Source organism: Bradyrhizobium sp. SZCCHNS2022, from assembly GCF_032377575.1.
GTDB lineage: Bacteria > Pseudomonadota > Alphaproteobacteria > Rhizobiales > Xanthobacteraceae > Bradyrhizobium > Bradyrhizobium aeschynomenes.
In genome coordinates this window covers 40,217-52,723 of sequence record NZ_JAUHHZ010000001.1, presented here as the reverse complement: position 1 = coordinate 52,723, position 12,507 = coordinate 40,217, and the positions used below count along the sequence as shown (strand labels likewise).

The window sequence follows — 12,507 nt, the reverse complement described above, 5'->3', positions numbered from 1 at the left end:
TCACCTTAAAGTTGTGACGCGCAGGATTTCCGCGATCGACGTGGCGCCGGCCCGGCACTTTGCGACGCCATCGTCGAGCATCGTGGTCATGCCGTTCAGAATGGCGCTGCGGTCGATCACGGTCGCATCGGTCGTGCCCTGGATCAGCGACCGGATCTCCGGATTGAGCTCCAGAACCTCGAAGATGCCGAGCCGGCCCCGATAGCCGGTGCCGCCGCAGCGCTCACAGCCCGCCGGCTCGAAGACCGTCTCGCCGACGGCGAAGCCCACCGCGGCGTAGCGCGGGTCCGCGCAGAAATCGTCGGCGCTCAGCATCCGCGTCGACCTGCAGCGCTCGCACAACCGGCGCACCAGCCGCTGCGCGATCACCGCGCGGAGCGTCGAGCGCAACAGAAAGTCCTCGACGCCGAGATCGAGCAGACGCGGCACGGCAGCCGCTGCGTTTTCGGTGTGCAGCGTGGTCAGCACGAGATGGCCTGTCAGCGCCGCATGAACGGCGACATGGGCGGTTTCGCCGTCGCGCACCTCGCCGACCATGATGACATCCGGATCCTGCCGCACGAAGGACCGCAGGGCGGAGGCGAAGGTCAGCCCGATCGAGGGCTTGACCTGCGACTGGTTGATGCCTGGAATCTCGTACTCGACCGGGTCCTCGATCGTGAGGATCTTGCGCGTCGGCTCGTTGAGGATCGACAGCGCAGTCGCCAGCGTCGTGGTCTTGCCGCTGCCGGTCGGCCCGCAGATCACGATCATGCCGTGCGGCAGCGCCAGCAGGCGGCGGAGCGATCGATCGTCGTGGGGAGAAAAGCCGAGCTTCTCGATCGCGAGCAGACCCCGGTCCTTCGGCAGCAGCCGGATCACCGCCGACTCGCCATACTGCGTCGGCATCACGGCAACGCGCACGTCGAGCTCGATGCGGCCGATGCGGAGCCGCGCGGCGCCGTCCTGTGGCAGGCGCCGTTCCGCGATGTTCAGCCCGGCGACGATCTTGATGCGCGAGATGACGGCCTGGGGCAGCACGCCGGACGGCTCGGCGACCGGCTTCAGCAGGCCGTCGACGCGCATCCGGACCGACAGCCCGCTCCGCATTGCCTCGACGTGAATGTCGCTGGCGCGCAACTCCACCGCCAGCTCGAACAGATCGTTGACCGCGCGTACCACCGGCGCTCCGGTGGCGAGGTCGCGCAGGCTTTCGATGTCGTCGTCGCGCAGCTGCGGCTCAGCCGCTTCGTTGCGTGCCGGCGCCTCATCCTCGCCGGAGAGCCGGTTCAGCGCGGTGGCAATGTCCTCGGCGGAGGCAACGGCCAGCTCGACCGCGCTGCCGAACACCAGCTCTGCGGCGCGTGCCGCCGCGGTGTCGCGGGGATCCGCTACTGCGAGGCATGGTCCGCGCCCGGCAGACTGGAACGGGAAGACCATCGTCTCCCGCAGGAAGCGCCGGGAAAATTGGTCCGTCAGCGGCTTGGACGCCAGCAGATCGGACAGTGCGATCCGCGGCAAGCCGAGCTGCCGCGCGATCTCGTCGGCGGAGTCAAGACCCGCGAGATGGGGCGCCGTCGATGATCCCATCCCCGCGCTGTCCTGCGCAGCGGCGCCGACCCGTCCAGCGGCGAGCCGGACCACCCCTCGGCTATCCCCGAGGTCGTCGGCCAAACGTAGAGGAGGAGGTGAACTCATGGCACGTCCCGTGACGGATCGTTGTCGATCAGCTCATTGCGGAGGTCCGGATCGTTGAACTGTTCATTCTCGACGCCAAAGATGACCCTTCTGCGGTCAGCTGATTAGAACAACTACAAGCCCGAGGCCGATGCCGTCGCGCGAACTTTGCCCGGCAGCGTCGACCGCCATTCGAGCGCGAGCCGCTGGCCGTCGGCGACCTGATCCGGCGACATCTTGAACGCGACGGCATCGCGAATTCGCTGGTATGGCTCGCGCAGGCGATTGGGCGCTGCGCCCGCCGCGAGACTGAGCCATTTGTAGGCCAGCACGTGGTCCTGGTAGACGCCGTGCCCCTTGTCGTAGCTGAGGCCCAGGAGATGCTGCGCCGTCGGGTCGCCGCGCTCGGCGGCTCCGATATAGAGCTCGACCGCGGCGTCGTAGGACTGCGGGACGCCGAATCCGTTTTCATACATGTAGCCGAGCGCGGTCATGGCGCGCGGATGTCCACTCCGGGCCATCGGCGCCAACGCTGCGGCCGCCCGGACATAATCGCCGCGCGCCAGCGCGGCCCATCCGTCTCCGCGCGGCCTGGCGTCGGCCGTCACGATGCCGAAGGCGAGCGCCAGAACAGCGAAGGCCGTCGCATGCCGCATCATCGATTGGCCCGCGACGTCTGGAGAGCACTCGTCGAGACCGTCCCGATCGTGCCGCGCAGCTTGGAGCGCAGCTCTTCGGCGACGTAGTGGGCGTCGGTGCCGTCACGGATGATCTGGGGTCGAATGAAGATGATCAGCTCGGTCCGTCCGCGGCTGCGATCGTTGTTGCTGAAGAGGTCGCCAAGGACCGGGATCTGGTCGATCCCCGGCACGCCATTGCGGGTGCCCTGATGAGTTTCACTGATGAGACCCGCCAGCAGCACGGTCTGGCCGCTGGCGACTGCCACCGAGCTCTTCACCTTGCGCTGGGCGACCGTCGGCGTGAGGCTGTTGGCGGTCTGCGGCGAGACGTTGCTGATTTCCTGCTCGATCTCCAGCCGTACATTGCCGTTCTCGTTGACCCGCGGAGCGACCCGCAGGATGATTCCGGTGTTGCGGTAGTCGATCGTGTTGACGACCGTGTTGTTGGTCGTCAGCACCGTGGCGCTGCCGGTCGAGACCGGCACCTGATCGCCGACCTGCAATGTCGCCGCCTGGTTGTCGATCACCACCAGCGATGGGTTGGACAGAACCTTGACATCGGTGACCGTATGCAGCGCGCTCAGGATCGCGCTCGGCTGGGACTCCGACCCGATCAGGAAATTGAACCCTGGGAAGGCGCGATTGAGGAAGGCGTTGGTGATCGTCCCCGCGGCCGAAGCGACCGATGCCGGCGCCGACGTCGAGGTCGTGTTGAGCATCGACCCCTGATCGGGTCTCAGGCCGAGGTTCTTGCTGGTGAGATAGGCCTGCACGCCGTAGTTCAGCGAATCGTTGAGCGTGACTTCGGCGATGGTGGCGTCGATCGCGACCTGCAGCTGGGGACGATCGCACTGGCGCAGGGTGGCTTCGATCAGCCGGTAGTTTTCCCTGTCGGCATAGATCAGAAGCGTGTTGTTCACGACGTCCGGCGTGATCCGCACGCCCTCCATCAGCGGCTTGCCGCCGGGGCCCGATGCGCGCGCGTCTGATCCCGTATCGAGGCCGGCCTGGGTCGGCGGCGGTGCTCCGCCGAAGCCGCGGTTGGCGACCAGACCGTTGTTGCCCTGCTGCTGGCCCGAGAAGCCGCCCGACTGGGCCGTCGTGCCGGCGGCCGACAGACGCTCGCTGCTCGAGCTCGACGATGCTGCCGAGCCGGGAGCGAGATCCGTGGACGACGCCTCGGCCGCACCGCCGGCGTTGCCGGTGAACATCTCGTTCAGCACCCGCGCCATCTGCCGGGCCTCGCCATACTTGACGCGATAGACATGGACGCTGTTACGAAGCGTGTTGCCGGCATCGAGTCGCTTGATCCAGGTCTCCGCAGCCCGCAGCAAGGCCGGCTTGCGGCTGATGACCATGACCGCATTCATCCGGCTGACGGTCTGGAACTTGACCATGTTCTGGCCGAGCCCGCTGTCGCCGCTGTCCATGATCTTCTCGAGCTCGGCCACGATCGGCTCGGGATTGCCGTTGACGATCGGAAAGATCCCGACCGACTGCCCGCGCATCCAGTCGGCATCGAAACTCAGAGCGGCATCGATCGCAGTGCGGCGCTCGGCGCCCGTCCCTTGGATCAGCAGCACGTTGCGACCGGGATCGGCGCGCACCGTGCCGGGCTTGAGCGCAAAGCTGTCGAGCAGCTTCAGCAGTGTCGGGGCGGAGACATATTGCAGCGGCAGCACGGAGATCCCGTAGCCGGGTTCTGCCGAACCTCCGCCGCGATCGACGTTGCCCGCACCCACCGCGTCGCCGAGCGGAATCAGCCGGTAACCGGAATTGTCGCGGACCAGCGCCGTCCCGGCGAGCCGGAGCGCGTTCTCGAGCACATAGGCAACGTCGGATCTGGGGACCGGGCGCACCGAAGACAGGCTGACCGTTCCCTGGATTCTCGGGTCGATCGTATAGCCGACGCCAAGGACGTCACCAAGCACGACCTTGGCGACGGTCGCAATCGGCGTGTTCTCGAAATTCAGCTCGAACCCGTTGCCGACCGGCTGCGAATGGGCCGCGACCTCCTGGATCGGAAGCGAGCCCGCAGCCGGCGCTTCTGCGCGCGCGTCTCTCGCGCCTCTTGCGTCGTCGTGGCCGCCATAGATTTCGGCGCGGGCACGCCGCGCGGCCGGCGACTGCTCCGGCATGACCTGCCTGGGATAGCGCGGCGACAGGTCGAGCCGGCCGACCCTGTCGAGCACGTCATCGCCGCGGCTATCGCTCCCGAGCGTCGCCGGGTTGCAGCCCGCCAATGCGATCGACATCGTGACCAGCGTTGCGAGCGTGCGACATCGCAGCCAACCTGGGCTCAAATCAGCAATCTCAACCACGCGCCCGCCCACCCGATCTGCCACTTACACTCTCGTTTGAAGCATTCCCGGGCGGAGAGCGGCTGCTTCCCACCCAGGATGTTGCGAGGAGACCCTGCGGCCGTCAGGCCGCAGCCCCTGCTCCCGTCGGTCCGCTACCAGAGCCAGCCGACACCGGCGAGAACCCGGTCGGACATGGCCCCGGCCGCGCTGTGATCGATCACCTTGGTGTAGTTCAGCTTGTAGACCAGGCTCGGATTGGGAAACACGGCGAGGCCAACGTCGTGGAACGTCATATCGCCGCTGCCCGTGGGGTTGTTCAACCCGTTGGTGAGATCGGAGCCGAGCATGCCCGACGTCTGGAAATTCTGCCGGGTATACCGATAGAACGGCACGATGTCGTAGTCGTTGGGCGCCCTGAAGTGGTAGGCGATCTCGCCCGAATAGCCCCACATGTTCTTGCCGACATTGTTGGTGTCGTCGAGATCGTTGTTGGCACGGAGGTTCTCGGGATTCGAGAAATTCACGTGGACATACTCGCCCCGCAGCTCGAGCCCGGTGTTCGGAACGCGGTAGCGAGCCTCGGTATTGAAGATCGTCATCGCATTCTTGCCGAGCGGCGCCTCGCTGCCGTCGGGCAGCGTGGCATAGGCACCGCGCGGCGTGACGTCCGGCGAATAGTAGATCGCCGAGCTTCCGGCGAAGCCCGGAAGGAACGACGGGCTGTAGCTCAGCCGCAGCGTATAGGCGAGCTGGTTGCTCAGCTGCTTGAAGTCGCCGATCGGTGCGCGTGCGAGTTTGAGCGCCTCCCCGCTGCTGATGCCGCCAGCATAACCTCCCGGATTGATGCGACCGTTGTCGCCCCGGTGATCGAAGTCGTCGCCGAAATCCTCCGCGCTCTGACTGGCCTGGAACTGATAGTTCAAGCCGTCGACGATCTTGCCGTAAAAGCCTGCGGATGGGGCATACCAGGTCGACGGGACCAGGCCCCTCGAGAGTTCGGGCCGCTGCACGCTGTAGAACAGCGTCGGCTCATGATAGAGATTGATGAAGGAGATCGGGATCAGGTCGACGCCCGGCGAGCGCAAGGTGAAGTGGTCGTTGAACTTCACGTCGAAGTAGGCTTGCTCGACCTCGATCGCGCCGTGCAGCTTGTCGTCGGCGTCGAACGCGGCGCCGCCATGCTCCCACTCCAGCTCGGCATTGAAGGTGATGGAGTCGTTGACCTGATAGGTCGGCAGCAGGACCAAGCGGGCCATGTCGAAGCCGTTCTGCCACTGACCGTTGGCCGCGGGATTTTGCGCCGAGCCGAGCTTGATCTCGCCATACATGCCGATCTTCATTCCGGGGACCGGCGACGGCGCGACGCCGAACAGCTCTCTGCCGGGCTGCGGCGCGGGCGCCTTCAGATCCGCTGCGTGCTGGAATCGCGGCTTGGGATCCGAATCGGCGAATGCAGCCGCCATTCGCGATGCCGGGGATGACGACGGCTCGCCATCGGCCGTCTTCGATCCACCGGCCTTGATGTCTTTGGGGTCGGCGAGCGCCATGGCATTGGCGACCTGCTGTTTCGACGCAGCCTGCGTGTTGTCGGATGCCTTGGCCGCGCCGGCACGGGCGTCCTTGGTGCCGGTCAGAGACACCGGGTCGGCCGGGCGGCGAGATGCGAGCGACGCAGACTGCCCGACGCCGGTCGGCTTCTTCGTCTTGGCGTCCTTGAGCTCGACCTGAAGGGTGTTGATGCGCTGCTCCATGGACTCGATCTTCGCCATCAGCGCCTTGACGGCGGCCCCGTCTACGGGCCGCGACGCAGCGCCGTCGGCCGCCTGGGCTGCCGCGGCGCTCAACGCCAATATCGATACGGCGGCGAGTAAGGTTGACGGGAGTCCGCCGTAGCCACGAAGCGAGCGACCGCCCTTGCCAATACTCAAAGCACCGTCGTGTGAAGACGCGGAGAAACTTGCGCGTCTTCCGCTGCGGTCAATCAAAACCATCAGTCAGACCTCCCCATGATGATACGCGGACGTGCATCCCCTTCGCCCGCGCCGCCGTAGGCACAGAATTCGTGCGCGACTGCGAGCCATTCGCGCTAGAAGCCCGCGATGTCGATACTTGGGCTCGTCGGGGATGCTCGCGTGTCAGCACTTGGGCGGAGCTCATTGCGCGACAGAGATACGCCTGGGCAGACCAATCGCGCCGACACCTGCCGGGATCTGGCTAAGTACTTTCAGTCATTGATCATTGCTGCCGGATGCGTATCCGGCGTGCCGAGCGTCGAGCAGCACAGCGTAGAGCTGCATTCACGTGTTTCATCGCGAAGTAATAAGCGACGCCACACTTCGTCAACGACGGCCTCACTCCGAAAGAAATTACGTTCATGCGATGGCGCCGCTCGGATGAAGCAATGAAATCCAACGGCAAACCGGAAGCGAACGCGGCTGAGATTGCGGCGAGGCGCCGCATGGCTTACTCACAGCGGCGGCACGCGAATACCAGCCGCCTCCGATCAAGGCAGTCAAACCGGAAAGACGCCCGCCTATTTAAAGAGATTCTAAACGGATTGCGAAAACTGGCGGCAACGTTTCTCGGAATGATAACAAATCAGTTGGTGCAATTTTTCGACCATAACAAAGTCCGGCAGCGCTCCCATCATTACGCCGCATTGCGTAGTGCAACTATTCGCCAGTTAGTGTGGTCTATCTGACGTTTGTTTTAGTATTCCCGCGAACGCCGCAGATGAAAGACGTCGCTTGGCCACAACAGGATCGTGAATATTCAGACGCGTCCATCTCGGCCTTGTTGCTCGTGGCAGAGCTTGCCGCAAAGCGGGACGAACGTCGGGACGGGAGTTGAGAGTGAACCGATTGCTTCACTTGGTCGCCGCTATCATTGGAGAGGCACTATGAACGCTGTCCCTCGGTTGGAGCCGGCCGCCGGACCGTTGCAGAATGTTCTTGGATATCTCACCGAGATGATCATGCGCGACGCACGCGTGGTCGAGCGTCTGGCTGACCATCGGCTTGCGGACGGACGATGCTTCGTGTTTCATCAGCATGAACTGGAGAAGCTGCCCGGCATCACCTACGACACTTTCGACGCCGATGGCCCCGTGTGGCTGTCCATCGAACGCCTGGTCGCCATCGAGCCTCCCGCCGTCGAATACGACCTGGCGATGTGGATCGACGTGTCCGCCGATCCGGACCGTCGCCCGCTGGTTCGACAGCGCGTGACGATCACTGTGAGCGCGGCGGAAAAGGACCGGCTGGTCGCAGCGGGCCACGCACGCGCCGAGCACTGCTCGCCGGCGAACGAGCCCGAGGTGGCCACTGGGCTCTGGAGCGTGCGATTGCACCTGGAACAACGCTCCGACATCGTCGAGCGTCTGGACCGCTATCTCGCTGGCTCGTGGGCCACGTGGGCCGGCGCCGAACGGCCACGTCGAAGGACCATGGCGGTTCACCAGCGATTGCGCGAGATGGCTCTTGTGGCCGGGGCCCGAGGCAGCGACGGCAGCTGCGAGATCGTGTGGGGCGTTGGCGTCTCGCGCTGGCGGCGACAAGGCCGCGAGTTGGATCTGCCGCTGCTCGAACGCTTGGTCGAGATCGAGGTCCTCGACGGCTCCGATGCCGAAATCAGAATCCGCCCCCGCTTGGCCGGTTCGACGGTCAATCTCAAGACATTCGAACTGTTGACATCAGCGACCGGATCGTCGCGTCGAACGACCGAGCAGTTGCTCGAGACGATAGAGCGCGGCGACGAGCTTTCGCCATTCCAGCCAGCCAGCTTCGAACCAGTTCTCAGCGCCATCGGCTCGCAGCTCGACCCACATGGCATCTACTGTCCCACCATGCCCGACTCGGCGTTACTGCCTCCAGAGGAGGGTGAGCAACTGGTCGTCTCCGATCGCTGGGTGATCTTTGCGCGGCCTCGCTCGGACGCGCTGCTGCTGCGCGACATCGAGCGGCTGAAGCGAGCGATCGAGTACGCGCCAGGCGGCGCGTGCTGCCTGGCCGCACTGTCTCACCTCCTGCTTGGCGCGCCAGACCACGAAACCCATGACGGCGCACGCCGGCGGCTGTCCGGCGTGATCGGTGGCCCGATCGACAACGGGCCGGATGCGCAGATCGCGGCGGATCACGGCGACCTGTTCTTTCCGCTGCCGACGAACGCCGACCAGATGGAGATGGTGCGACAGCTCCGGCGATCGGACGGACTTGTCGTGCAAGTCGCGCGCGGGTCCGAGCGCACCTCCGCTCTCCTCAATCTGGTTTGCCATCATCTCGCGCTGGGCCTGCGCATTCTCGTCATATCTCGCAACGAGGCTGCACTCGGGCTGTTGTCCGAGAAGCTGCCGCGCGCCGTCCGTGATCTGACGATCGATCTGACCGGCTCCGACAAGGACGTCTTGAAGCATGCTGAGACAGTCGTCAGCCGGCTGCTGTCGATCCTCGAGACGATGAACCCGCGCGAGCAGGCTGAACAGGTCAATCGGCTGGAGCGTGACATCATCGCGACCAGCGTCGAGATATCGCGTATCGATGACGCGTTCGCAGATGTCGCCCGCCGCAGCATGCTGCAGTTATCCGGTGTCCCCGACCTGCCGTTCGATGCGTTGACGACGCTGATCGCCGACCGCGACGCCTATGCCTGGTTTACCGATGAACCGTCACGGTTCGTGAGCGAGAGCGATCTTCTGGTTGCGGCGGTCGAGCAGGCCCGTGAGGCGCGTGTTCGGCTGGGTGCCGATCTCGCATGTGTCGACGACGCGCTTCCGGAGATCGCGACCCTGCCGGACGCCGCAACGGTGAGGCGTCTGCACCAAGACCTGCAGCCGGCGCGGATCGATGGCGAAAGCCATGACGGCCGTCTGGCCGTGCAGATCGTTGCGGAGCTGGGGCCGGACGGAGCGGACTTGCTCGCCGACGACCTCGACGCGCTCGCGGCGGCCCACCGGGTCATTGCTGACGAGCCTTGGCTCGCAGCACTATCTCCGGTCGGCCGCAAGGCCGATGCAACGTCGGTTGACGGCGGCATCCTCGTCGATTTTGCCCGCGATGCATCGTCCCTGCTATCGCAACGCGCCGGCTTCCTGGTTCGGCCGGTGGAGACGCCGGCGGACGCCTTCGCCAGCCAGGAACTGCTCACGGTTGTCGAGCGACTGTCGGCCGGGGCAAGGCCGTTCGCGACATTCACCTTGTCCGGCCGCGCGTTGAAGCAGACCGTGGAGGCGATCAGGGTGGCGGGCTTCGCGCCGAAAGGCGCGGCCGACTGGGGCCATGTTCGCGACTATCTGACCTGGCGTCGTCACCTGCATTCGCTCGACGCCAGATGGCGATCGCTGGCGGCCGAAATCGGTGCGCCTGCGGCCGAGCCGGACTCCTCTCACACGTTCCACGGTCACGAGCGCGTCGTCAAAAGCGTCGAGGCCGCGATCGTGCTGGCGGCGCTGGCGAAGCGCAATGTTCTCACCGCCGTACCGAAGCTGTCGATGCCGGACGAGGCGATCGCCGGATTGCTCGCTGACGGCCGACGACTTTCTGCGCTGGCAGCTGCGGTGAGGAGCATGGCTCTCCGCATCACCAAGCAGCGGCTGGAGCTCACCCGGCTGAACGGGCTGTTTCGCGGCAGCGGCAAGCTCACAACACTGGCTCATGCGGACGTGCTGTCGCAGATCGGCTGCGATGGTGTCGAGCCGCGCGACATCGAGACGCGTTGGACCACCCTTCGCACCCGGCTGAAGTCGCTGCACGACCGGCGCCAGGATATCGAGTTGCTCGACGAGGTCTGCCGAGCGATGACCGAGGCCGGAGCAGGCGCCTTCGCCCGTCGGCTCAGGACCGAGCCGGCACATCCAGAGACCGGCGATCCGGTGCTCGTTGCAGATTGGATGATGGCCTGGAACTGGGCAGTGCTGATGCGGCAGACCGAAGGCATCGGCCAGCATCTGCGTTTGCAGGAACTGTCCGACCAGCGCGCGGCGCTGGAGACGCAGTTGCGCGCGCTGTTCGGCCAGGTGGTCGTGGCACGGATGCATCTCGGCCTGACACAAAACACCGGCGGCGCCATGAGGCAGGCGTTCACTGTGTTCATGACAACGCTGCGAAAGATGGCTGCGACCTGTTCCGGCTCAACCGCGTGCCGGTTGCGTCAGGTTGCGCGCGAGGCTCTCGAAAGCTGCTATGAAGGCATCCCATGCCAGCTTATGCCGGCATGGCGCGTGGCCGAACAGTTGCCGGCCCGGCTCGGCGCATTTGATCTCGTCGTCATCGACGATGCATTGCAATCCGATCTCCGCGAGCTCACTGCGATGCTTCGGGCACGCAAGATCGTCGTCATCCAGCACGATCGGCAGACCGACTCGCGCATCGCGCAAGATGAGCACCACATCGAAACGAACGCACGCGGCGTCCTGCGCAGCGGTCCGGCTGCCATGCGCCAGTTCGTGCTGTCGGGCGCACCGCTGAGCGATTTCATCAAGATGCTGTTTCCCGACCGGATGATCCGACTTCGCGAGCAGGCTCGCCGGGTCGATCCGGTCGCGCTTGCAACCCTCGGCTCGCCGCCGCCACCGGCACAGACTGCGACCGGCACGCATCCGGCTTCCGCGCGGGTCGCTGGCGCTGCGGAGGATCACCCGGCATCCGCGCGATCCGTGACGCGCCGCGTCTCGCTGGAAGACGAGATCGCCACGGTGGCCGAGAGTCTGTCGATGGCTCGGCTGTCGGAGCAGCGCGCCGAGCAGGCCATCTCGATCGAGAGTCCGGTGCCGGATTGGCCGAGCAACCGGACAGGCGACGGCATCGAGGCGCATCCAACGCGGCGCCGAGGGCGTGAGGTGGCGACCGACGAAACGCGTGCCGCCTCATCGTCTGATGCACCCGCCTTTGCCCCGCCTGCGTCCGTCGGGCCCGCAGCGCCGGTCAACATCGCGGAGGATGGGCCGCCCGCGGCCAATCCGCGCGCCGAGGCTGCAAAGTCGCCGGCCGACGATATCACCATCGCGCAGCTGGCCGTGCCCGCCCATCTGGCGGATGGTCGGCATCGGTGGCCTGATCGCAGGGCGAAGCGTCCGCGCCGCTTGCTCCGCCGACACGCCATGGCCGCTGCCGCCACCTTGGCGGTCGCGATCGTTGGCGCGTCGATGTACTGGCAGCCGGCAGCGAGTCGGATCGCGAGGTCCTGGCAGACGGCCCTAAACCGATTCCCGGTGTCCTGGAACGCCGCCTCACCGGCCGTCGCGCTGCCGGCCGGCAGCGAGCCGCGCAAGATCATCGCTGATCGGATAACGCCTGGCGGCGATGCGATCACCACGGGGAACGCGACCGAGACGATGGTGTCACACGCTGTGCTGTACCAGGAGGATCCACAGGATCCGCACGGCAAGCGCTATCTCGGGAAAGTGACCTGGCACGTCGAGCCGGCTGCCGGAGCGGTGCCGGCGTCGATCAAGGGCGATGTGGAGATCGACAAGAGGATGACGGCGACGTTGTCGCTGCGTCCCAACAAGGAAACCGAGATGCCGGCGAGCCACATCATGGAGATCAAGTTCAGCTGGCCGGGCGCCCCGTCGCATGCCGGGGTGGAGACTTTGAAGGGCGTCAGCATGAAGCCCAAGGAAGCGGGTCGGGGCACCCCGTTGACCACCATGACCGCCAAGGTGACGCCCGAGTTCTTCATGATCGCGCTGTCGGCGGGTGATGTCGACATGAAGCGAAACGTGTTGCTGCTCAAGGGCAAGGACTGGATCGACATCCCGATCGTCTACAATGGAGGCAGCCGGGCAGTGCTGGCGATCGAGAAGGGAGCAGACGGCGAGCGCGCGTTCAAGGATGCGTTTGCCGCCTGGGGACAATGACCAGACGGCAAGGCCG

At 65.5% G+C, this 12,507-nt stretch carries 5 protein-coding genes; 1 reads left to right on the top strand and 4 read right to left on the bottom strand.

The annotated features are described in order from the left end of the window. The 4 genes from QXZ94_RS00220 to QXZ94_RS00205 all read right to left on the bottom strand — a co-directional run bounded on the left by QXZ94_RS00220 (position 1) and on the right by QXZ94_RS00205 (position 6,630). Entirely contained in the window at positions 1–1,569 is a 1,569-nt protein-coding gene (locus QXZ94_RS00220) for a GspE/PulE family protein (RefSeq protein ID WP_315718712.1), read from the bottom strand. Between the two features lie 221 nt (positions 1,570–1,790). Further along, positions 1,791–2,315, bottom strand: coding sequence for a tetratricopeptide repeat protein (locus QXZ94_RS00215; protein WP_315718711.1), 525 nt, complete (start codon positions 2,313–2,315; stop codon positions 1,791–1,793). Continuing rightward, entirely contained in the window at positions 2,312–4,669 is a 2,358-nt protein-coding gene (gene gspD / locus QXZ94_RS00210) for a type II secretion system secretin GspD (RefSeq protein WP_315725995.1), read from the bottom strand. Before gspD ends, QXZ94_RS00215 begins: the two co-directional genes overlap by 4 nt. Positions 4,670–4,791: 122 nt before the next feature. Then, positions 4,792–6,630, bottom strand: a complete 1,839-nt coding sequence (locus tag QXZ94_RS00205) for a hypothetical protein (protein ID WP_409998511.1) — start codon at positions 6,628–6,630, stop codon at positions 4,792–4,794. Positions 6,631–7,538: 908 nt separating this feature from the next. Here QXZ94_RS00205 and QXZ94_RS00200 point away from each other — a divergent pair. After that, a complete protein-coding gene (locus tag QXZ94_RS00200; RefSeq protein WP_315718710.1) occupies positions 7,539–12,491 on the top strand; it encodes a helicase in 4,953 nt (1,650 codons plus the stop codon). Positions 12,492–12,507: the final 16 nt, after the last annotated feature.

Excerpts from the sequence above, each read along its gene's own strand:
- QXZ94_RS00205 (WP_409998511.1), bottom strand. The coding sequence starts at position 6,630 with ATGGTTTTGATTGACCGCAGCGGAAGACGCGCAAGTTTCTCCGCGTCT.
- QXZ94_RS00220 (WP_315718712.1), bottom strand. The coding sequence starts at position 1,569 with ATGGGATCATCGACGGCGCCCCATCTCGCGGGTCTTGACTCCGCCGAC.
- QXZ94_RS00215 (WP_315718711.1), bottom strand. The coding sequence starts at position 2,315 with ATGATGCGGCATGCGACGGCCTTCGCTGTTCTGGCGCTCGCCTTCGGC.
- QXZ94_RS00200 (WP_315718710.1), top strand. The coding sequence starts at position 7,539 with ATGAACGCTGTCCCTCGGTTGGAGCCGGCCGCCGGACCGTTGCAGAAT.